The sequence below is a fragment of the Sphingomonas sp. BL-S-05 genome (assembly GCF_055521695.1).
In genome coordinates this window covers 2,274,761-2,297,066 of record NZ_CM145499.1, presented here as the reverse complement: position 1 = coordinate 2,297,066, position 22,306 = coordinate 2,274,761, and the positions used below count along the sequence as shown (strand labels likewise).

Below are 22,306 nucleotides of genomic sequence, written 5' to 3'. Positions count from 1 at the left end.
CGAGGCGGCCGTGGTCCTCACCATCCTTAAAACGAGATACGCACCCAGGTGGAAGGCCCGAACATTATCTACAGGGTCGCTCGACGAGCGCCCTCACGGCACTTGCAGAGAGGGGTCCTTCCACCTGGCATCCGACCGTTCGAGGAACGGCCGGTACTCTGTCCCCGTCTTGATGACGGCGTGAGCCACGCGCGCCATCTTGGCGGTGAGCGCCGTCATCGCCTTGCGGCGACGGTCGGCATCGTCCGCGTGCCCGGCGACATATCGTCCGAGCTTGTCGCGGAAGCTGTTGTCGCGCTGACGCGCGGCGACCTGGGCAGCCATCCAGAAGGTCCGGCGCAGGCGCGCATTGCCGTACTTGGACAGCTTCGTGCGGCCACGGAACGTGCCTGACTGACACGTTGCGAGATCGAGACCGCAGAACTTCAGGAACTGACGATGATGGTTGAAGCGCCGCAGATCACCGGCCTCGGCCAGGATGGTCAGCGCGTTGATCGGACCGATGCCCGGAATGTTGCGCAGCAGCTGGTAGTCGACGTCATCGGCGAGCCGCGCATGGGCCAGCCGCTCGATCTCGTCTCGCTGGTGGATGAGGCTGCGGCCCTGCGCGATGACCATGCGGAACATGGTGATGGCGGCTGAGTTCTCCGGCACCGGCAGTGCCGTCGAGGCGGACGCCGTCTCGTAGATGTCGTTGATGAGGCGTGCCTTGGAGACCTTGCGGCCGATGAGCGGCCATGCCGCGGCCGAGAACGCCTCGCGGTCCAGCGCCGTGATGGTGGCCGGCGTCGGAAACCGCTCGATGAGCGCCAGGAACCAGTCGGACCGGCTGTTGCCTGCGAAGCGGGCGATCTCGGGGAAGTACAGCGGCAGGTAGTGGGTCAGGATCCGATGCCAGGTCTGCGTCTTCATCCTTGAGATCGTCTCGTGAGTCTTCGAGAGCTCCTGCAGGTCGTTGATTCCGGCCACCAGCGGGTCGACGTAGCGCTGCGTCGCACCGATCCGCAGCATGTGCAGGATGACCTGCGCGTCCTTGGAGTCGTTCTTGTCCCAGCCGTTGTGCAGCGCCTCGCGCGTTCTGGCGAGCGCGACCGACGAGATGAGGCGCAGCTCGAACCCTGCCGTCAGCAGCCGGTGCGCCAGCGTACGATGGTAATTACCCGTCGCCTCGAACCCGACGATGATAGGGCGCCCGATAGCAGCGAGTTGCTCGGCAAAGCCGTCATAGTCCTGCCTGGTCGCCATGACGGTCATCCGCCGGCGCCGGCCGCCTTCCGGTCGCTCGATGAGAACCTCCTGTCGGCTCTTGGACATGTCGATGGCTACCAGCACGGCGCCGGCAGGCGTAGAGGTGAGCTTGGTCATGGTCGGTCGGCCTCCAAAGTGTTGTCTCGACAACCTCACTTTAGATACCTGCTGACCGGCCATGGCTTGCCCTGATGAAGTCTGCGGCCGCTACGCGGCCTTGTCTTCATCAGGGCCATAGCGGCTCCCGAACCAGCGCTTCCCAATGTGCTATGGGAAAGAGCTTAGGTGGAGATTGGCAAGTGGTCGGCTTGTAGGAAAGCGTTATGGGGGTTCGGGGGGGCGACGGGCCGTTGCCCGAGCCGTCGGGTCCATTGCCGTCGGCCAATCCATCGTCGGCGGACGGAATCATGGGTCGCCCTGCCCCAGAGCCGATCGACATTCAGTCCGCCGCATGAGGCTGTGACTGACGGACCTTCTTTCGTCACTCCCGCGCAGGCGGGAGTCCATATGCGCCGAGGTCGCCGATCCATTGGAAACGGTAGCGGCTATGGATTCCCGCCTGCGCGGGAATGACGAAGATGTGTTGTGATCGCTGAATGTCGATCGGTCCTATTCCTTTCCGTTTGGCGAAGGTCGCCTGTTGGTTCGGGCAAACGCATCCCTGAACGCGACGCCCTCAGGATCAGCAATCTGCGTTTTGGGCACTTGCCGTAAGGCGCTCTCAGTCAAAGATGTACCTGTGTCTGCTTCCGCCCACTTGCGAACATTGTTCGGCTGATCGAAGCTGCTTCCTAGGGGGGGGGGGGGAGAAAATGGGGAAAACCATGCGAGTTACGGCAGTAGCGCTGGGGTTTCTCGCGTCCTGCGCGACAACGGACTCGAGACGTGCCGACCCGACAATCTACAAAGCTTTCGGCGACCGGTGGAACTTACGTATCACCGCCAATTCAATTCGGCTTCGCGAGCGCGTGGGTAGGGGTAGCCTCAATTACTATGGACCAGTGCCGCCAATTAACGTGACGGCAGATGGAATGCGCCTGCAAGGAGAATTGTTGCGCGAATACGTCGTCGCTGGGCTCGCAGAGGAGGACCGCCTCTCCTACGCGATTGAGATCACGGCACAGCCTTGTCAGGATAGGAAAGGTCGGCTGTGGCCAACGAGCGTCAGGGTCAGCTTCGTCTCGGGATATGATTCGTCCGGATGCGGCGGCTCTACGGCAAGCCTCCATAGGCCGAAGCTTTAATAACAGCAGGTGAGCCTACGTCTGCTTCCCACCAAGACTCGACCTTGCCCAAGCGCATCCGACTTCCATAACCCCAGTTCTCGCCGCTACCCCGACACCTCCAGCCCCAGCGCGCGTGCCGCCACCGCAGCTTGCGTGCGGTTGCCGACGTCGAGTTTGCGGAGCACGGCGGTCATGTGGACCTTCACCGTGGCTTCGGCGATGCCGAGGTCGTGGGCGATCTGTTTGTTGAGGCGGCCGGCGAGGACGCCGAGCAGGACGCGCAGTTGTGTGGGGGTGAGGGCGGCGACGCGGGCGGCGATGTCGTCCTCGGGCGCGGTGTCGGGGGGCATGCGTTCGCCGGACAGGGCGGCGGCGATGGCGGATTCGATATGGTCGAGCGGGGCGTCCTTGCCGACGAAGCCGACCGCGCCGAAGCGGGCGACCTGTGCATAGGCGGCGGCGCGGTCGGCGCCGGAGATGACGAGGATGGGGACGTCGGGCGCCTCGGCATGGAGCAGGGCGACGCCGCTATAGCCGACCGCGCCAGGCATGTTCAGGTCGAGCAGGATTAGGGCGAGGTCGCCCGTGTCGCGGACGGCGTGTACGGCGCGGTCTAGCGAGCCGGCTTCGATGACGTGCGCGTCGGGGCTGACCTGTGTGACGGCGAGGGTCAGCGCCTGGCGGAACAGGGGGTGGTCGTCGGCGACGAGGATAGTGGTCATGGCGGGGGGCCTTTTTGACGTCGCGCCGGACTTGGTCGAGGTCTCTGCGAACGCCGCGCGTTCAGTTACGCCCGCATCGTACCCCCGCGCAGGCGGGGTCCAGAGCCAAGTAGAACAGCCGCTCGCGCTTGGAACCCTGGACCCCCGCCTGCGCAGGGGTACGGCAGAAGCGTGGCGATGTGGCCTTCCTGAGCAAGTGTCGCATTGAGTCGGGGGCCGACTTTCTCACCGCCACTGCAGAAGAAGCGAGGGCCCGAGGTGGCGGGAGGGGAGGGTGGGCGTCCCTCACGCCGGCCGGATACGCTCTGCGACCAGCGTGTCTACCACACCCGGATCGGCCAGCGTCGAGGTGTCGCCCAAATTCGACGTGTCGTTCTCGGCGATCTTGCGCAGGATGCGGCGCATGATCTTGCCCGAGCGGGTTTTCGGCAGGCCCGGCGCGAATTGCAGCGCGTCGGGGGTGGCGACGGGGCCGATCTCCTGCCGGACCCAGCCGCGCAGTTCGGCGCGGAGGTCGTCGGACGGTTCCTCGCCGGCGTTGAGCGTCACATAGGCATAGATGCCCTGGCCCTTGATGTCGTGGGGCATGCCGACGACCGCGGCTTCGGCAACTTTTTGATGCGCGACGAGCGCGCTTTCGACCTCGGCAGTGCCCATGCGGTGGCCGCTGACGTTGATGACGTCGTCGACGCGGCCGGTGATCCAGTAATAGCCGTCGGCGTCGCGGCGCACGCCGTCGCCGGTGAAGTACTTGCCGGCATAGGTGGTGAAATAGGTCTGGAAGAAACGGTCGTGATCGCCCCACACCGTCCGCATCTGCCCCGGCCAGCTATCGGCGATGCACAGATTGCCCTCGGTCGCGCCGGACAGTTCCTTGCCCTCGGCATCGACGATCACCGGTTGTACGCCGGGGAGCGGCTTGGTCGCGCTGCCGGGCTTCAGGTCGGTGGCATAGGGGAGAGGCGAGATGAGGATGCCGCCGGTCTCCGTCTGCCACCAGGTATCGACGATCGGGCAGCGGCGGTCGCCGACGACGCGGTGATACCAGTCCCACGCCTCCGGATTGATCGGCTCGCCGACCGAGCCGAGGATGCGCAGCGACTTTCGGCTGGATTTCGTCACCCACTGGTCGCCCTCGCGCATCAGCGCGCGGATCGCAGTGGGGGCGGTGTAGAAGATGTTGACGCCCAGCCGGTCGATCGTTTCCCAGAAACGGCCATGATCGGGATAGTTGGGCACGCCGTCGAACATGACGGTGGTCGCGCCGTTGCTGAGCGGGCCATAGACGACATAGCTGTGCCCGGTGACCCAGCCGATATCGGCGGTGCACCAGAACACCTCGCCGTCGCGGTAATCGAACACGTCGCGGAAGGTGGTGTGCGCCCAGACCAGATAGCCGCCCGTCGTGTGCAGCACGCCCTTGGGCTTGCCGGTCGAGCCGCTGGTATAGAGGATGAACAGCGGGTCTTCGGCGTCCATCGGCTCGGCCGGGCAGTCGGGCGATGCATCGGCCAACAGGTCGTGGAGCCAGAAATCGCGGCCCTCCGTCATCGGCACGTCGGCACCGCTGCGGCGGATGACGATGACGGTGTCGACGCCGGGAGCATGGGCCAGCGCCTTGTCGACATTGGCCTTGAGCGGAATGCGCTTGCCGCCGCGACAGCCTTCGTCGGCGGTGATGACCAGACGGCTGTCGCAATCGACGATGCGGTTGGCGAGGCTGTCGGGCGAAAAGCCGCCGAACACGATCGAATGGATCGCGCCGATGCGGGTGCAGGCAAGCATAGCCGCCGCCGCTTCCGCCAACATCGGCAGATAGAGGGTGACGCGATCGCCCTTCTTCACCCCCTTCGCCTTCAGGACATTGGCGAAGCAGCACACCTGTTGGTGGAGTTCGCGATAGGTGACGCGGCGCGTCTCGCCCGGCTCGTCGCCTTCCCAGATGATCGCGACCTGATCGCCGCGTTCGGCCAGATGGCGGTCGAGGCAGTTGACCGAGACGTTGGTCTGGCCATCGGCGAACCAGCGGATGCGGAAGTCGGCTTCGTCGAACGACGTGTCCTTGACCTGCGTATAGGGGCGCGACCAGTCGATGCAGCGTCCGCCCTCGCGCCAATAGGCTTCCGGGTCGGCGACCGAAGCGGCGTAGCGCGCGTCATATTCGGCCTGGTCCACCCGCGCGGCATCATCGTGCGGAGCCGCGTGAATCGTCTGGGTCATATATCTCTCCTATGCCCTTGATCTGTGTTGAGGGGTACGCGCGTCAAGTCGCTTGCCCCTACGACCAAGGTCGTACTTCCCGCCATGGCCCGCGCAGATGACACTGGCGCGGCAGGGAGGTGCGGCGAACGATCGCGCCCCGCTTTACAAGAGGATGCCGCCATGGCGGGAGCAACGATGGCCGGGGCGAGTCCCAAGGGCCAGAACGAGAAACTGGTGATCGCCGCGTCGTCGCTGGGCACGGTGTTCGAATGGTATGATTTCTACCTGTACGGGTTGCTGGCGACGTACATCTCGAAACAATTCTTCTCGGGCGTGAACGAGACGACGGGGTTCATCCTCGCGCTCGGCGCGTTCGCGGCCGGTTTTGCGGTGCGGCCGTTCGGAGCGCTGGTGTTCGGGCGGATCGGCGATCTGGTCGGGCGCAAGAATACGTTTCTGGTGACGATGGGCATCATGGGCCTGTCGACCTTCGCGGTCGGGTTGCTCCCCTCCTATGCCAGTATCGGCGTCGCCGCGCCGGTGATCCTGGTCGCGCTGCGTATCCTGCAGGGGCTGGCGCTGGGCGGCGAATATGGCGGGGCGGCGACCTATGTCGCCGAACATGCGCCCGACGGGAAGCGGGGGCTGTATACCAGCTTCATCCAGACGACGGCGACCATGGGGCTGTTCGCGGCGCTGCTGGTCGTGATCGGGTTCCGCACGTTGCTGGGCGAGGAGACGTTCGGCGGGTTCGGGTGGCGGTTGCCGTTCCTCGTGTCGATCCTGCTGCTGGGCGTGTCGATGTGGATCCGGCTGCAATTGTCGGAAAGTCCGGTGTTCCTGAAGATGAAGGAAGAGGGCAAGACGTCGAAGGCGCCGCTGACCGAAGCGTTCCTGCGCTGGCCGAACCTGAAGGTCGTGTTGATCGCGCTGTTCGGCGCGGCGATGGGCCAGGCGGTGGTGTGGTATACGGGGCAGTTCTACGTCCTGTTCTTCCTCGAAAAGATGATGAAGGTCGATGGCGCGACGGTGAACGTGCTGCTGGCGGTATCACTGGCGCTGGGTACGCCGTTCTTCGTGTTCTTCGGCTGGCTGTCGGACAAGATCGGGCGGAAATGGATCATCATGGGCGGGTGCGCGCTGGCGGCGATCACCTATTTCCCGCTGTTCGGGGCGCTGACCAACGCCGCCAATCCGGCACTGGCGGCGGCGCAGGTGGCATCGCCGGTACGGGTGAGCGCGCATGATGAGGACTGTTCGGTCCAGTTCGATCCGATCGGGCGCAACAAGTTCGATGCGAAGAGCTGCGACATCGCCAAATCCTATCTGGCGAAGAACGGCATCAGCTATACCAATGTCGAGGCACCGGCGGGGACCATCGCCAGTGTCAGCGTCGGCAACCGGATGCTGGTGGCGCCCGATCCGGCGGAGGTGACCGGGCCGGCGCGGGCGGCGGCGATCACCGCCTATCAGGGCGAACTGGCGGCGGCGCTGGCGGAGGCCGGCTATCCCGCCAAGGCCGATCCGGCGGCGATCAACAAGCCGCTGGTGGTGCTGATCCTGTGGTTCATGGTGATCCTGGTGACCATGGTTTATGGCCCGATCGCGGCGCTGCTGGTCGAACTATTCCCCAGCCGCATCCGCTATACGTCGATGTCGCTGCCCTATCATATCGGCAATGGCTGGTTCGGCGGGTTCCTGCCGACGACGGCGTTCGCGATGGTCGCGGCGACCGGGGATATTTATTACGGACTGTGGTATCCGGTGGTGCTGGCGGTGGTGACGCTGGTGCTGGGCGTGCTGTTCCTGCCGGAGACGTTCCGGCGAAATATCCGGGATTAGCGGACGAGGGTTCAGGAAGGCGGACCCCCACGCAGGTGGGGGTCCAGGGCGGCGGACGCTATCGTAGCTTGGTTTGGCTCTGGACCCCCGCCTGCGCGGGGGTACGGTCGTGTTCAGGGCAGGCGCTGCCCGCCCACCGCGTACGTCATCCCAGCGAAGGCTGGGATCTCCCGATTGTCGGTCGGGGCAGGGGCCGCGGGAGACCCCAGCCTGCGCTGGGGTGACGTTTGGGGCGGCGGGGAATGACGGCCGGCCAGCCCCTCAGCAACAGCGCGGCGGGGCGCCGGGGCCGGTGCCGTAGCGGCGGGCCACGCGGTCGCGGTGGAACTCCTTCAGGGTCATGACCGGTTCGCCGGGATGGTGGGCGGCGCGGTGCGCGACGTAGCGGTCGTAATCGGGGACGCCGACCATCAGCCGCGCCCCCTCGGCCAGCTTATGCAGGAAGCGCATCGCCGACCTCCTGCGTGGTGGGCATCGCCGCCGCCTTCGCCTTGCGGATCGCGCCGATGCCGTAGATCAGGATCGACAGCACGACGACGATGAACAGCACGCACAAGGCCGCATCGATGCGGTCGTTGAGGATGATCCGCTGCATCTCCGCCGCCGATTTGGCGGGGGCGAGGACCTCGCCGCGGGCGAGGGCATCCGAGAACATTTGCGCATGGGCGAGGAAGCCGATCTTCGGATTGGGGTCGAACAGCTTCTGCCAGCCCGCCGTCAAGGTGCAGATCAGCAGCCATGCGGTCGGGACCATCGTCACCCATGCATAGCGGTCACGCTTCATCTTGAAGAGCAGCACCGTCGACAGGATCAGCGCGATGGCGGCGAGCATCTGGTTCGAGATGCCGAACAGCGGCCACAGCGTGTTGATCCCGCCCAGCGGATCGGTGACGCCGCTGTAGAGGAAATAGCCCCAGGCGGCGACGGCCAGCGCGGTGCCGATCAGGTTGGGGCCGAGCTTCTGCGTCTCCTTCATGGCGGGAATGAAGCTGCCGAGCAGGTCCTGGATCATGAAGCGGGCGACGCGGGTGCCGGCATCGACGGTGGTCAGGATGAACAACGCCTCGAACAGGATGGCGAAATGGTACCAGAAGGCCATCATCGCCGGACCGCCGATGACCTGGCTGAGGATATGCGCCATGCCGACCGCCAGCGTGGGGGCTCCGCCCGCGCGCGACAGGATGCTGCCTTCCCCGACGTCGCGCGCCAGTTGGTCGAGCATGTCGGGGGTGACGACGAAGCCCCAATTGGCGATGGCGCTGGCCGCCGATTGCGCCGTCGTGCCGATCAGGGCGGGCGGGGCGTTCATCGCGAAATAGACGGCGGGGTCGAGCACGCAGGCGGCGATCAGCGCCATGATCGCGACGAAGCTTTCGGTCAGCATCGCGCCATAGCCGATGAAGCGCAGGTCCGCCTCGCTCGCGACCATCTTGGGCGTGGTGCCGCTGGCGATCAGCGCGTGGAAGCCCGACACCGCGCCACAGGCGATGGTGATGAACAGGAACGGGAACAGCTTGCCCGAAAAGGCCGGGCCGGTGCCGTCGATGAAATGGGTCACGGCCGGCATCTGCAGGTCGGGACGGACATAGAGGATGCCGAGCGCGAGGCCGGCGATCACGCCGATCTTGAGGAAGGTCGACAGATAGTCGCGCGGGGCGAGCAGCAGCCAGACCGGCGCTACCGAGGCGACGAAGCCATAGGCCATCAGGATGAGGGCCAGCGCCGGCCCCGAGTAGGTGAACAGCGGGGCGAGGGCCGGCGAGTGCGCCACCGGCTCGCCCCCGACGATCGCCGCCATCAGCAGGACGAAGCCGATCACCGACATTTCGGCGATCTTGCCGGGGCGCAGGAAGCGGCCATAGAGACCCATCAGCACCGCGATCGGGATAGTCGCGAAGACGGTGAAGGTGCCCCACGGACTGCCGGTCAGCGCCTTGACCACCACCAGCGCGAGGACCGCGAGCAGGATGATCATGATCATCAGCACGCCGACCAGCGCGATGGTGCCGGGAATCAGCCCCATTTCGCTGCGGATCATGTCGCCCAGCGACCGCGCGTCGCGGCGGGTGGAGAAATAGAGGATCAGGAAATCCTGCACGGCGCCGGCGAACACGACGCCGGCGAGCAGCCATAGCGTACCGGGCAGATAGCCCATCTGTGCGGCGAGCACCGGCCCGACCAGCGGCCCGGCGCCGGCGATGGCGGCGAAATGGTGGCCGAACAGCACGCCCTTATGGGTGGGCACGTAATCCAGCCCGTCGTCGCGGCGCACCGCCGGGGTGGGGCGGGAAGGATCGACGCGCAGCACGCGGCTGGCGATGAACAGGCCGTAGAAGCGATAGGCGATGGCGTAGACGCACAGTGCCGCGACGACGATCCACAGCGCGTTGACCGGCTCGCCCCGCATCAGCGCGATCCAGCCGAGCGCGACCGCGCCGACGATCGCGACCACCGCCCATGTGATCCATTCGCGCGCATTGGTCGGTGCGATCGGTGTGGTTGCTGCTGTCGCCATGCGCCTCTCCCGGTTTGGGATAATATTGGCGCAAGGGGGCGGAGGATGCCATGGGTTTCGTCCGTCTCCGCCAAATCCGTTCGCTTCGAGCCTGTGGAGAACCGAAGTCGAGAAGGGGGTGCCCGAATGGGGAGTTCTCGACGGGCGCTTCCCGACAGGTGCGAAGCTGCTCGAACCGAACGGTTTTCTTGGGGCGGGGCCAGTGGAGATTGCGATGACATCCAACCGATCCTTCCTGCTCGTCTGTCTCGGCAATATCTGCCGTTCGCCGCTGGCGGAGGCGGCGTTGCGCGATGCGGCGGCGCGGGCGGGGCTGGACATCATCGTCGATTCGGCCGGGACCGGGGCATGGCATGTCGGCAACCCGCCCGATCCCCGGTCGCAGGCGGTGGCGCTGGCGCACGGCATCGACATAGCGGGCTATCGCGCGCGGCAGGTCGTGGCGGCGGATTATCGCCGGTTCACCGATATCCTCGCGCTGGATCGCGACAATCTGGCGGAGCTGCGACGGCGCGCGCCCAAGGATTCGACCGCGCGGATCGGGTTATTGATGGACGTGGTGCCGGGGCGTGCGGGGCAGGCGGTGGCCGATCCCTATTATGGCGATGCCGCCGGGTTCGCGGTGACATGGGCGGATGTGTCGGCGGCGGCGGAGGCGATCGTGGCGGGGTTGCGCTGAATCGAAGCGGGACCGCTGCGAATGTCCGCTTCGCCGTATCCCGGGGCAGGCGGGGATCGATGGACGGACGCACCTGCATCGAACCGTGCGTCATCCCGGCGCAGGCGGGAATCTCCCGGTACTGGCGCGCGTCTTTCGCCCCATGGCCGTTATCGCTACCCCGCCGCCATCGCAGTCATCGTCACATAATCCAGCTTCCCCGTGCCGAGCACCGGCAGCGCCGCGACCACGCGCACGTCGCGCGGCAGGGCGAGTTCGGCGACCCCGTTCGCCCGCCCCCATGCCGACAATTCCCCCGCCATCGCCCCGGCCTGCGTCGTGAACAGCACCAGCTGCTCGCCCTTCCGCGCATCGGGTCGGGTCACCACCGCATGTTCGGCGCCCGGCCACAGCTTGGCGGCATAGCCCTCGACCGCCGGCAGCGAGATCATCTCGCCACCGATCTTGGCGAAGCGCTTGGCCCGGCCCCGGATGGTGACGAAGCCGGCATCGTCGATGGTGACGATATCGCCGGTATCGTGCCAGCCGTCGGCGGGCGGCTGCACCACGCCGGGCGCCTCGACCTTCAGATAGCCTGCCATCACGTTCGGCCCGCGGATCGCCAGCCGCGCGCCGTCGGCAATGCCGGGTACCGGCTCCAGCCGCGCCTCGATCCCCGGCAGCAGCCGCCCGACGCTGCCCGCGCGGAAGTGCATCGGCGTGTTGACCGCGATCACCGGTGCCGCCTCGGTCGCGCCATAGCCTTCGAGGATGCGCAGCCCGAACTTCTCGGCATAGACGCTGCGCGTTTCCGGGCGCACCCGCTCGGCACCGGCAAAGATGTAGCGCAGCGCATAGAAGTCATAGCCATGCGCCATCCGCGCATAGCCCGACAGGAAGGTGTCGGTCCCGAACAGGATCGTCGCATTCGCGTCATAGGCGAGCGCCGGCACGATCCGGTAATGCAGCGGACTGGGATACAGCACCGTCTTCACCCCCGACAGGATCGGCAGCAGCGTGCCGCCGGTCAGGCCGAAGCTGTGGAACACCGGCAGCGCGTTGAGCACCGTGTCCGCACGGTTGAAATCGATCCGCGACGATAGCTGCAGGCAGTTGCCGAGCAGGTTGCGGTGGGTCAGCACCACCCCCTTCGGCACGCCTTCCGACCCGCTGGTGAACAGGATCACGGCGGGCGCATCCGCCGATATGCGCAGCCGCCGGTGCAGCCGCCCCGCCATCCGCGACCGCACCAGCGCGACCAGCTTCGCCCCCGCGCCGATGGTCTCCCGAATATCCTCGAGGTAGCGGATGGTGATCCCGTCACCGACCAGCCCGGCGACAACCTCGCCCAGCTTCGCCTGCTCGACAAAGGCCCGCGCGGTGACGATCGTCCGCACCTCGGCCGCCATGCACGCCGCCCGCATATTGGCGAGGCCGGCGGTATAGTTCAGCATCGCCGGCACGCGGCCGGTGGCCTGCAACGCGAAGAAGATCGCGACCACGCCATTGACGTTGGGCAGCAGCACGCCGACCGCCTCACCCTGTACCGTTCCCTTCGCCAGGGGACGGGCGAGCGCCTGCGTCCCCGTCACCAGCCGGTCATAGGTCAGCGGCACGCGCTGCACATCCTCGACCACGCCCATGTTCGCCCCGTGCAGGTGCCGCGCATCGATCAGCGCATCGTACAGCGTCCGGTCGATGTCCGACGTGGCGAAGATCATCTCGCTCATCACGTCGTACAGCCGCCGCCCCGCGATCGCCCGCCGCTCGCGCGCGCTCAACCCCTCGGGCAGGTCGAAGCGACGCGGGGGCAGCACGGTCAGTTCGATCTTCGGGAACCAGTGCAGCCGCGCCTTGCCCTTCAGCCGGCTGAAGCGGGTATATTGCGCCCCGTCGATCCGCACCGGCACGATCGGCGCATCGGCGCGGTCGGCGACCATGCCGGGACCGTCGAACACCTTCATCAGCGCGCCGGTCACCGTGATCCGCCCTTCCGGGAAGACCACCAGCGTCCGCCCTTCGCGTACCGCCTTGACCATCGCCTTGGCCGACATCGGATTGGTCGGATCGACCGGGAACGCGTCGAACAGCTTCAGGAGCGGCTGCATCCACCACGCTCGCGCAAAGCGGCTGTGGATCGCGAAGGTCGGCCGGCCCGGCAGGAATGCCGCCAGCAACAGCCCGTCGAGGAACGAGACATGGTTGACCACCACCACCGCGCGTTCGCCGGGCAGCGGCATGTTTTCGGCACCGTGCACCTTCACCCGGTAGGCGAGCCGAAGCGCGCTGCGCACCACCGACTTGAACACCGTCTCGGGCAACAGCCAGCAGGAGATCAGCGCGATCGACAGCGTCGCGAAGCCCAGCGCGCCGAAGATGCCGGGCACGCTGCTGCCACCCGCCAGCATCGCCGTCACCACCGCGACCATCACCACCGTCACGATGGCGTTGATGACGTTATTCGCAGCGATGATCTGCGACCGCTTTTCCGGCGCGCTCCACGTCTGGAGAATGGCATAGAGCGGCACCACGAACACCCCGCCCGACAGCGCGATGCCGGCGAGGTCGATCAGCAGATGCCAGCTGCCCGGCGTCGCCACGAACGCGGCGATATCCGCGCCGGGCGTCACGACCACGAACCGGTTCGCCGTGATCCATGTATCGATCAGGAACACCGCCAGCCCGATCGCCGCGATCGGCACATAGCGGGCCGACACCTCGCCCTTCAGCAAGCGGTTGACCAGCAGCGATCCGACCGCGACGAACAGGCTGAACACCGCGAGGAACAGCGTCACCACGTCGGGCGCGGCGTTCAGGGTACCCGCGACCAGCGGCGCGAATTCCGACAGCACGACCGCACCGACCGAAAAGAACCAGCTTATCCCGAGGATCGCCAGCCACACGCCGCGCCCCCCATGCGCCGCGCGCAGGATCGCGGCGGTGCTGCGGAACGGGTTCAGGTCGATCCGCATGTCGGGCGCGGCGGACGGCGCGGACGGCACCGCCAGCGCTGCGACAAATCCCAGCACCGCCACACCGAACGCGACCAGCCCCGCTTCCCAGGGCGGGATGATCCCGCCCAGCAACTGACCCGTAAGGATCGCGACGAACGTGCCGGCCTCGACCAGCCCGGTGCCGCCCATCAATTCCTCGCGGCGCAGATGCTGCGGCAGGATCGAATATTTGACCGGACCGAAGACGGTCGAATGTACCCCCATCAGGAACAGGCAGGTCAGCAGTACCGGCACCGACTGGAACCAGAACCCCGCCACCGCCAGCGCCATGATCGCGATCTCGGCCGCCTTCACCGCGCGGATCAGCCATGCCTTGTTCCACGCATCTGCCATCTGCCCGGCGAGGCCGGAGAACAGGAAATAGGGCAGGATGAACAGGCCGGTCGATACCGTCGCCAGCGTCGCCGCCTGCGCCGGATCGGCGCGGTACAGCGTGAAATTGGCGAGGAACAGCAACGCGAACTTCAGCAGATTGTCATTCATCGCGTTCAGAAACTGGACGACGAACAACGGTGCGTAACGGCGCTTGGTCAGCAGCGAGAAATCGGGCGCGGACATCCATTCCCCCATCGGCATTGCCCGACCGGAACAGGCGCGCGCCCGCCCCCGAATCACGGCGACGGGAGTCAGACTAGCAGAAAAATAACAGTGTTCAATAAATCAGTTCGAACGGGTCGGATCGGTCAGCGGATCGGCCATTTCGCGTGGGGTCGGCAGGCGCATGATCGGCAGCGACGCGGTCTGGCGTTCGATCATCCGATGGACGCGTGGGGGGCCGTCGCCCCGGTGCAACGCCAGCAACGCCTCGCTATTCGCGCGATCGGCTTCGGTGCGGCGCTGATTGTGGCGGATATAGTCGAGCCACGTCGACACGTGATAGCGTTCGATCCACAGTTCGGGGTCGTTCAGGTCGCGCAGCAACGCCCAGTGATGCGCCCCGTCGCGCCGCCGGATGCGGCGCCGTTCGTTCATGACGTTCAGGAACGCGACGACGTCCTGAGGGGCGATGCGATAATCAATCGTCACCACCACCGGTCCCGACCGCGGCTCGACCGGGACTTCGGTATCGGGCGTCTCCCAGCCGCGCGGGGCGAGGTTCGCGGTCTCGATATCGCGCAGGGGCAGCCGCAGCCCGGCGACCACGCTCAGCATCTGCACGCCCGCCGCCGCCAGCAAGGCGGTGCGCACGCCCGATCCTTCGGCGACCGATCCGAACAGCCAGCTTCCCGCCGCCATGCCGCCGAACGCCGCCATCTGATACAGCGCCACCGCCCGCGCCACGACCCAGCGCGGGGCGGCCATCTGCACCGATACGTTGAACGTGCTGAGCGCCGATACCCAGCCCGCGCCGGCCAGCACCAGTGCCGCCAGCGTCAGCGGCAGGACCGGGCTGATTGCCGCGATCGCCGCACCGGACGCCAATGCCGTCGCCGCGACCCGCACCAGCCGTTCGGGGCTCCACAGCCGGCGCAACCGCACGCTCGACAGCGCGCCGATCACCGCGCCCGCGCCGAACGCGCCCAGCAGCGCGCCATAGGTCAGCGGCCCGCCGGTCACCAGGTCGCGCGCGACCAGCGGCATCATCGCCGGCACCGCACTCGCCGCCAGCCCGAACAGCGCCGCGCGGATCAGCACCGTCCGCAAACTCGGCGACATGCGGACATAGCGCACGCCGGCGGCCATCGCGAGGCCCAGCGTCTCGCGCGGCAGGGTGCGCGGCGCATAATCGGGCTTCCACCGTGCCAGTACCGCGATCAGCCCGATATAGCTGACCGCGTTGGTCAGGAACGCCGCCGCCGCGCCCGCCGCCGCGACGATCGCGCCGCCGATCGCGGGTCCGACGCTGCGCGCGATGTTGAATCCCATCGAATTGAGCGCGACCGCGCTGGGCAGGACGCTGCGCGGCACCATGTCGCCGACCGACGCCTGCCATGCCGGGCCGTTGATCGCCGTCCCGCACCCGATCAGGAAGGTGAAGGACAGCAGCAGCCACGGGCTGAGCACGCCCATCCATGCGCACACCGCCAGCGCCACCGACACGGCCAGCATGAACCCCTGCGCCGCCAGCATCACCCGGCGCCGGTCGAGATTGTCGGCGACTGCGCCGGCCCATAGCGACAGCAGCATGATCGGCAGCGTCGTCGATGCCTGTACCAGCGCGATCATCTGCGGCGATGCCGCCAGCGACGTCATCATCCACGACGCGCCGACCGACTGGATCAGCCCGCCGAAATTGGACGCCATCGATGCGATCCAGATGGCGCGGAAGATCGGGATCGACAGCGGCGAGCTATGCTGTGCCGTCGCGGTCGTTACGGGTGTAGATGCCATGACGGGTGAATGCGCCGCGCGCCACTTTGTGCCAAGCCGCTTGCCTTGGCGAGACTTGCGACGGCAAGGAATTGGCGATGCGCGATCCCTTCACCCTCGACGCGACCGGCGCCACGCTGACGATCCGTGCGACGCCCAAAGCGTCCAAGACGGCGGTGACCGGCGTGGTGGCGCTGGAAGGCGACGCGACCGCACTTGGCCTGCGCGTCGCCGCCCCGCCGGTCGATGGCGCGGCGAATGACGAAGTCGTGCGGTTCGTGGCGAAGCAGTTGCGCGTCGGGCGCGGCGCGGTGACGCTGGTCGCGGGGCAGACATCACGGGTGAAGCGATTGCGGATCGAGGGGGAACCGGCGGCGGTGGAGGCAGCGTTACGGGCACTGCTGTCCTGACCGCCGTCCGCCAAAACCCATCCGTACCCCCGCGAAGGCGGGGGCCCAGAGCCAAGCAGAGCAAAGGCTTGCGCGTGGGGTCCTGGGTCCCCGCCTTCGCGGGGACACGGTACGGCGGACTTTCGAATGAAGCTCGCCTTGCCGGAAGGAAGAACTGGCTAGACGATCGCATGCGGTACGAACCGCGCCAGATCGCGCGTGATCGGCCCGTCATCCTCGCGCACCGACAGCGCCACCGCTTCGTCACCGACGATCCACGATCCGACCACGGCATGATTGCCGTCATACACCGGCAACCGCGCCAATGCCTGCACGACATGGCCTTCCTCGCCATAGCCGCCCTCCGGCCCATGCGCGGTGGCGCTGCCGTCGACCAGTTCGATGTCCCATCCTTCGCGCGAGAAGATCGGCTTGCGCACATAGGCGTCGCCGATCTCCGCCAGCGCCGCGCTGTCGTCGGCAAAGGCTGCCGGCAGCAGGTTCGGATGCCCGGGGTGCCGCTGCCACAACAGCGGCAAGATCCCCTTGTTCGACAACAGCGCCTTCCACGCGGGTTCGAGGAACAGCGTCTTCGTCGCCGCCAACTGCTTGGCGTATGGTTCGCGCAGCATATCCTCCCACGGATACAGCTTGAACAGCGCCGCGATCAGCACGTCGTCGCCGTCGACGAACGCGCCGTCGCCGTCGACGCCGATCCGGTCGATCGCGACGAACGCCGGGTCCAGCCCCGCCTGCCGCGCGACATCCTCCAGATAGCGGACCGTCTGGCGGTCCTCGACATGGTCGTCGACCGAGGCGAAATGCACCGTGCTGCCTTTGGTAAACAGCGCGCCGAAGCGTTCGACCAGCGCATCGTGTAGCCGGTTATACTGGTCCGCGCTCGCTGGCAGCGTGCCGTCGGCGATGCGATCCTCCAGCCATTGCCACTGGAACAGCGCGGTCTCGAAGATGCTGGTCGGCGTATCGGCGTTATATTCGAGCAGCTTGGCCGGGCCGCTGCCACGATAAGCAAAATCGAACCGCCCGTACAGCGTCGGCGCATGCGCCTTCCACGACGCCGCGACCACGTCGCGCATGTCGTCGGGAATGGCGAGGCGGCGCATCAGCGCCTCGCTGCCGACCACCTCGTCCACCAGATCGCGGCACATCGCATGGAGTTCGGCGCTCGGCGCCTCGATCCCCTGTTCCACTTCGTCGAGCGAGAAGGCGTACCACGCTTCCTCCTCCCAATATTTCTGGCCGTCCTGATGGTGGAAGGTGAATCCCATCCGCTCGGCGGTCGCCCGCCAGTCGGGACGGGGGGCGACCGCGCGGCGTTCCATCAATCGCGCCCGATCGTCCCGCCGTCGCGCGTCCCGTCGGACAGGCGCGGCGCGTCCTTGGGCTGCGCCAGGCGGGCGAGGATGTCGTCGGCGCTCGACGTGCCGGGCAACAGGCCGGCGGCCTGCAGCTTCGCGTCGAGATCGGCGCCGGTGCGCATATCCTCCAGCTCGGCCTGCGCCTTGAACTTCTCCTCGCGGATCGCCTGCCGTTCCTTCAGCCGCGCGAGGCTGTCCGCCGCCGACCCCAGCGACGATGCCGCGCCGCCATAGCTGCTGGCGACCGAGGCCTGCGCCTTCTGGACGCTTTCGTTCGCGCGCACGACATCCACCTCGCGGCGCAGCGCGTCGATCTTGCCGTCGCCGGTCTTGATGATACCGCGGATCTTGTCCTCGGCCGCGCGCATTTCGGCGATCTGCGGCGTCTTGCTCGACTGTTCCTGCTCGATCGTCGCGAGGCGCTGGGCGACTTCGCGCGCAAGGTCCATGTCGCCGCGCGCCATCGCCGCCCGCGCCGACGATTCATATTTCTCGCGCTGAGAGGTCAGCGCCTCGAGCTCCTTTTCCATCATCCGCCGCTTGGCGGTCAGCGTCGCCAGATCGTCGCGCGCCTTCGACTGCAGCGTGCCGGCATCGCGAATCTGCTGGTCGAGGATCGTCAACGCCTTCGCATCGACGATCGACTGCCCGGTTTCGTGCGCGGTGCCGCGCACCAGCGCCACGAGGTTCTTCCACATCGACATCGATACTTCTCCGTTACGCGGCGAATTCGGTGCGCAGTTCGGACGCCGCCTCGATCGCGTTCTGCGCCAGCACGCGCAGTTCGATCAACACGGTGCGCAGCGACGATTCGACCGACAGCTCACCCACCAGTTCATAATATTCGCGCCCGCCGACATCGGCGATGGCGAAATTGGACAGCGGCACCAGCTTCTGCGTCTTGAGCAGGAAGCGGTTGAACGCGTCCGGCTCGCTCTGTTCGTCGACCGGCCACAACAGGCTCGACACGACGATCTGTTCGCCCGCGACCGAGGCGAAGATGGCGAGGTCGCCGAAATGATGCATGGTCAGTTTCAGGACCGGTTCGGCCTGTTCGATCCGCTCGACGCTCAGTTCGTCGGCATAATCGGGACCGCCGAGCGCCTGCGCCAGTCCGGCGGTCGTCCAGCTACGGGGTGCTTCGTCCATCCATCCCTCCGAAAAGCTCGGCCCGGTGTGTTGGCCGCGCTTGACACCCCAAGCATAAGGGCCGACCAAAAAGCAAGATGCGGGGGCATGGGCAGGGGATGAAGTCATTCAGTCTCGGCAATTATCTACGGCGGCTCTATCTCGCGGCCAGCGAGCTGCACCGGGGCGTGCTGCTTGCGCTGCTGGTCCTGCACATGACCATCTCGTGGGAATTGCTGGCCTTTGCCGGGGAGGGCGACCTGCTGCGTCCCTCGGCCTATCTCTATTGGTATGCGACGACCGCCTCGACGGTCGGCTATGGCGATCTGTCGCCCAAATCGGACATGGGCCGGATCGTCACCGCGCTGTTCGTCATGCCCGGTGCGATCGCGCTGTTCACCGTGTCGATCGCCCGCGCCTTTGCCGGGGTGTCGGCGCGCTGGCGGCGGCGACGCATGGGGTTGGGGGATTATAGGGCGATGCGCGGTCATATCGTCCTTGTCGGCTACGACCCTGATCGTACGCCGCGCATGATCGCGGAGATCGTCGCCGACGGGCAGGGGCACGAACTGGTGCTGGTCGCGACGCAGGAACTGACCGTGGACGCCGCGACGCATCGCTTCGTCCGCGTCGCCTCGCTGACCGCACCCGCCGATTTGCGCCGGGCGGGGGTGGCGACCGCCGAGCGGGTCATCGTCTATGGGCCGTCCGATCCCGATACGCTGGCGGCGACGCTGGCCGTCACCGCGCTCAACGAAGCGGGCCATGTCGTCTGCTTCCTGCGCGATCCCGACACCGCCGGGCTGCTGGCGGCGCACTGTCCGCAGGTCGAGGTGGTGCTGACCCCGACCGTCGAACTGGTGGTGAAGGCGCTGAGCGATCCAGGGTCGAGCCGCCTGATCGCGCAGCTCGCCAGCCATACCGACGACGGCGGCACCCTCTATGCCACCACCGCGCGCACCGGCGGCAGCTTCGATCAGGCCGCGCGCGATTTGCGGATGCGCGGCGGAATCCTCGTCGCGACCTGTAGCGCCGGAGCCAATTCGCCGGTATTCGACCCCGACGGCCAGGTCGCGGTCGGCGACCGGCTCTTCTACATCGCGCGGACAAGGATCGCGGCATGATTTTCGGCAGCCTGTTCGGCGGCGCGCCCAAGGACGAACCCCCGGCGATCGCCGTCGTCCGCAACATCACCATCGGGCGACAGGTCCGGCTCGACGCGCTGGCATGGCGGCGGCTGACCGGCGCGGCCTTCACCCTCGACCGCGATACGCTGGAAATCACCGCGCAGGGGGTGATCCGGCTCGACGATGGCAGCCATGTCCACCGCTTCTACACCGACGACGAACTGATGTTGCAGGCGGTGAGCCAGTCGGCCGACGGGTCCGACGCCGACGATTTCACCCTGTTCCGGCCATGGTCGTCGACCTACCCGACCGACTGGGCCGATACCGGCGCGTTCCGCCAGCGCCTGTCGCAGCCGGTGTGGGACGAACCCGGCCTCGCCCGTTTCCAGCGTTTTTGGTACGCCGACGACGATCGCAGCCAGCCGCCGGTCGAACTGTGGGAGGCGGTCTATTACGAACGCACCGGCCGCCCCGTCCGCCAGATCAAGCAGGCCTGCATGCTCTATGCCCGCGACATCGCGCCCGAGGGGCAGGAACTGCTGCTCGCCATCGCCATGCAGCCCGAGGGCGGCGACCTGACGCACGAGATCATGGTCGGGCTGCCGCTGCTGCCCGCCGAATTCAACGCCTGAGCTTTAGGGGGACCGGGATGTTCGATGTCGCATATTTTCTGGACGGGGCGCTGCATTTCGTCATCGCCTTCGGTCTGGCCTGTGTGTTCCTGACCGTCTTCAAATGGCTGTACCAGATTTCGACGCCTTATGACGAGCGCACACTGATCGCCGCCAACAATCCGGCGGCGGGGATCGCGCTGGGCGGTGCGATCATCGGTTTCGCGCTGCCGCTCGCCTCCGCGCTGAGCGTCACGGTCAGCGTCGTCGAATTCACCGCCTGGGCGCTGCTGGCGGGCGTGATCCAGATCGTCGCCGCCTTCATCGTCCGCCGCCTGATCGTGCGCGACATGGTCACCCGGATCGAAGAGGGGAACATCGCCAGCGCGATCTACAGCGCGGCGACGTCGATCGGACTCGGCCTGCTCAACGCCGCGTCGATGACCTATTGAGAGGCTCCCGCCGATGACTACCCAGCCCCCCCGCCGCAAACGCTCGGTCGCTGCCGGCCTGACCGCCGTCGGCGCGGTCGCGATGCTGTCCGGCTGCGACGACAATAACGAACAGGCGCGCTTCGGCCCGCCGACCGAGGTCGCCGCCTTCCAGACGATCCAGCAATGCGTCGACAGCGGCCAATATGACCGCGACACCTGCGTCGCCGCCCAGCAAAAGGCGTTCAACGAGGATGCGAAGGCCGCGCCCCGTTTCGACAGCCAGGCGCTGTGCGAGGAACAGTTCGGATCGGCGCAGTGCTTTCAGCGCAGCGAGGGCGGACAGAGCTTCTTCACCCCGCTGCTGACCGGTTTCCTCATCGGGCAACTGCTGAACAACAATTCGTCGCGCTATACCTATGGCGGCCTCTACCGCGACCGGCGCGACCGCGATGGCGGCTGGTATACCGGGTCGGGCGCGTATCTGGGCCGTGGCAACGGCTATCGCTATTCGGTCGGCCGCGACGCGATCACGACCCCGGTCACGACCCAGCGCATCCAGACGCGCAGCTCGGTCGTCTCGCGCGGCGGCTTCGGTGGCCGGGTGAGCGCGCGGTCGAGCGGCGGCTGGGGCGGCGGGCGGTCGTTCGGGGGGTAAAGGGCGCAAGCGGCGGGTCGATCCTCGCGGGTGCGAGCCCCGTGCGAATGTCCGCTGTACCGTACCCCCGCCTGCGCGGGGGTACGGAAGGGTTCCGGCACTGCCGGATCAGGGCGGTCCAGCCTTCACGCAAGCGGACTTAGCGTGTCGACGTCACCGGTGCCGTGGTCGGTACCTTGGCGAGCGGTGCCGCGCCGGCCGGCGGGGGCGGGGGGACCTGACCGCTGGTGGGCGGCGGCGGGGGAGCGCTGCCGTCGGCGGGCGGCGGTGGCGGGACTGCGCCCGGAGCGCAACCCGGGCCGCCGGGACCGCCCGGACCGCGTGCGCCGTCGGGGCCGGGCTTGGGGCCGTGGCCGGGGCGGGGCGGGGGCGGACCGACCGGGGTCACCTTGCCATTGGCGTCGACCAGATAGCTCGCCTTGAGCTGGCCATTGTCATAGCGGCCCTGCACCTGCACCGCCGCGCCCTTGCGGACCAATGCGTCGCGCCCGGCATCGACCATCGCCCGGCCGGTCGCGTCCTGCACCACGAAGCGGTCGCCAAAGACTTCGGCGACGCGGCCCTTGACCGTGACGACGCCGTTGTCGCTGGCGAGCTTCGCGACGGGGGTGGCGACGGTCGGCGCCATTTCGACCGACGGGCGGGTCATCGACACCGCACTCGCCCCGCCCGCCGCGCCGATGGCGAGGCCGATCGCGACGCCGAGGACGAGCTTGCCCGGACCGCCCAGAGAGAATTTCGCCATGTGTCATACTCCTTCGTTGTTCGATGGAGCCGTTCTAGCGATTCATCCCCTCGCCACGCTGAACCCCGCGGTTCAGTTTCGGTTTAAGCGGCAGCGATAGC

At 67.1% G+C, this 22,306-nt stretch carries 17 protein-coding genes and 1 pseudogene; 7 read left to right on the top strand and 11 right to left on the bottom strand.

Features of this window, described 5'->3' with window-relative positions; genetic code table 11:
* Nucleotides 1-68 precede the first annotated feature (68 nt).
* The 3 genes and pseudogenes from ACZ1JS_RS10795 to acs all read right to left on the bottom strand — a co-directional run bounded on the left by ACZ1JS_RS10795 (nt 69) and on the right by acs (nt 5,416).
* A pseudogene (locus ACZ1JS_RS10795) lies at nt 69-1,365 on the bottom strand (IS110 family RNA-guided transposase).
* Between the two features lie 1,213 nt (nt 1,366-2,578).
* The gene (locus tag ACZ1JS_RS10790) at nt 2,579-3,196 is read right to left on the bottom strand and encodes a response regulator (RefSeq protein WP_465166059.1); all 618 of its coding nucleotides are present in this window, start codon (nt 3,194-3,196) and stop codon (nt 2,579-2,581) included.
* Nucleotides 3,197-3,481: 285 nt separating this feature from the next.
* On the bottom strand, nt 3,482-5,416 hold the full coding sequence (gene acs / locus ACZ1JS_RS10785) for an acetate--CoA ligase (protein WP_465166058.1): 1,935 nt from the start codon (nt 5,414-5,416) through the stop codon (nt 3,482-3,484).
* Between the two features lie 162 nt (nt 5,417-5,578).
* On the opposite strand from acs, the gene ACZ1JS_RS10780 reads away from it, so the two are divergent.
* Nucleotides 5,579-7,240, top strand: coding sequence for an MFS transporter (locus ACZ1JS_RS10780; protein WP_465166057.1), 1,662 nt, complete (start codon nt 5,579-5,581; stop codon nt 7,238-7,240).
* Nucleotides 7,241-7,501: 261 nt separating this feature from the next.
* Here the strand turns inward: ACZ1JS_RS10780 and ACZ1JS_RS10775 are convergent, their stop codons facing one another.
* Both ACZ1JS_RS10775 and ACZ1JS_RS10770 read right to left on the bottom strand, forming a co-directional pair.
* Nucleotides 7,502-7,690: a YbdD/YjiX family protein gene (locus ACZ1JS_RS10775; protein WP_465166056.1), complete on the bottom strand. Its 189-nt coding sequence runs from the start codon at nt 7,688-7,690 to the stop codon at nt 7,502-7,504.
* The gene (locus tag ACZ1JS_RS10770) at nt 7,674-9,755 is read right to left on the bottom strand and encodes a carbon starvation CstA family protein (protein ID WP_465166055.1); all 2,082 of its coding nucleotides are present in this window, start codon (nt 9,753-9,755) and stop codon (nt 7,674-7,676) included. Before ACZ1JS_RS10770 ends, ACZ1JS_RS10775 begins: the two co-directional genes overlap by 17 nt.
* A 214-nt stretch (nt 9,756-9,969) precedes the next feature.
* Here ACZ1JS_RS10770 and ACZ1JS_RS10765 point away from each other — a divergent pair, with 214 nt between their 5' ends.
* On the top strand, nt 9,970-10,434 hold the full coding sequence (locus ACZ1JS_RS10765) for a low molecular weight protein-tyrosine-phosphatase (RefSeq protein WP_465166054.1): 465 nt from the start codon (nt 9,970-9,972) through the stop codon (nt 10,432-10,434).
* Between the two features lie 155 nt (nt 10,435-10,589).
* On the opposite strand, the gene ACZ1JS_RS10760 is transcribed toward ACZ1JS_RS10765, so the two are convergent.
* Together ACZ1JS_RS10760 and ACZ1JS_RS10755 are read right to left on the bottom strand one after the other, a co-directional pair.
* Nucleotides 10,590-13,985 (bottom strand): acyl-[ACP]--phospholipid O-acyltransferase, encoded by a 3,396-nt coding sequence (locus ACZ1JS_RS10760; RefSeq protein WP_465166053.1) that lies wholly within the window; start codon nt 13,983-13,985, stop codon nt 10,590-10,592.
* Nucleotides 13,986-14,087: 102 nt separating this feature from the next.
* Nucleotides 14,088-15,758 (bottom strand): MFS transporter, encoded by a 1,671-nt coding sequence (locus ACZ1JS_RS10755; protein WP_465166052.1) that lies wholly within the window; start codon nt 15,756-15,758, stop codon nt 14,088-14,090.
* Between the two features lie 77 nt (nt 15,759-15,835).
* Here ACZ1JS_RS10755 and ACZ1JS_RS10750 point away from each other — a divergent pair, with 77 nt between their 5' ends.
* Nucleotides 15,836-16,147, top strand: coding sequence for a DUF167 domain-containing protein (locus tag ACZ1JS_RS10750; RefSeq protein WP_465166051.1), 312 nt, complete (start codon nt 15,836-15,838; stop codon nt 16,145-16,147).
* 158 nt (nt 16,148-16,305) lie between these two features.
* Here the strand turns inward: ACZ1JS_RS10750 and ACZ1JS_RS10745 are convergent, their stop codons facing one another.
* The 3 genes from ACZ1JS_RS10745 to ACZ1JS_RS10735 are packed head-to-tail and all read right to left on the bottom strand — an operon-like array spanning nt 16,306 to nt 18,654.
* Nucleotides 16,306-17,469, bottom strand: coding sequence for a glutathionylspermidine synthase family protein (locus ACZ1JS_RS10745; RefSeq protein WP_465166050.1), 1,164 nt, complete (start codon nt 17,467-17,469; stop codon nt 16,306-16,308).
* A complete protein-coding gene (locus tag ACZ1JS_RS10740) occupies nt 17,469-18,209 on the bottom strand; it encodes a PspA/IM30 family protein (protein ID WP_465166049.1) in 741 nt (246 codons plus the stop codon). The genes ACZ1JS_RS10745 and ACZ1JS_RS10740 overlap by 1 nt, the downstream gene beginning before the upstream one ends.
* 13 nt (nt 18,210-18,222) lie before the next feature.
* Nucleotides 18,223-18,654 carry a YjfI family protein gene (locus tag ACZ1JS_RS10735; RefSeq protein WP_056459411.1) on the bottom strand — a complete coding sequence of 144 codons (432 nt, stop codon included), beginning with the start codon at nt 18,652-18,654 and terminating at the stop codon, nt 18,223-18,225.
* A 98-nt stretch (nt 18,655-18,752) separates the two neighbouring features.
* Here ACZ1JS_RS10735 and ACZ1JS_RS10730 point away from each other — a divergent pair, with 98 nt between their 5' ends.
* From ACZ1JS_RS10730 to ACZ1JS_RS10715, 4 genes are read left to right on the top strand one after another with little or no spacing between them, the layout of a single operon-like run.
* Complete coding sequence (locus tag ACZ1JS_RS10730; RefSeq protein WP_465166048.1) at nt 18,753-19,757, top strand: ion channel; 1,005 nt, start codon at nt 18,753-18,755, stop codon at nt 19,755-19,757.
* On the top strand, nt 19,754-20,392 hold the full coding sequence (locus ACZ1JS_RS10725; RefSeq protein WP_465166047.1) for a DUF2491 family protein: 639 nt from the start codon (nt 19,754-19,756) through the stop codon (nt 20,390-20,392). The genes ACZ1JS_RS10730 and ACZ1JS_RS10725 overlap by 4 nt, the downstream gene beginning before the upstream one ends.
* Before the next feature lie 17 nt (nt 20,393-20,409).
* A complete protein-coding gene (locus ACZ1JS_RS10720; RefSeq protein WP_465166046.1) occupies nt 20,410-20,823 on the top strand; it encodes a DUF350 domain-containing protein in 414 nt (137 codons plus the stop codon).
* Nucleotides 20,824-20,836: 13 nt separating this feature from the next.
* The gene (locus ACZ1JS_RS10715) at nt 20,837-21,460 is read left to right on the top strand and encodes a DUF1190 domain-containing protein (protein WP_242117066.1); all 624 of its coding nucleotides are present in this window, start codon (nt 20,837-20,839) and stop codon (nt 21,458-21,460) included.
* Between the two features lie 139 nt (nt 21,461-21,599).
* Here ACZ1JS_RS10715 and ACZ1JS_RS10710 read toward each other — a convergent pair whose 3' ends face one another.
* Entirely contained in the window at nt 21,600-22,205 is a 606-nt protein-coding gene (locus ACZ1JS_RS10710; RefSeq protein WP_465166045.1) for a hypothetical protein, read from the bottom strand.
* Nucleotides 22,206-22,306: the final 101 nt, after the last annotated feature.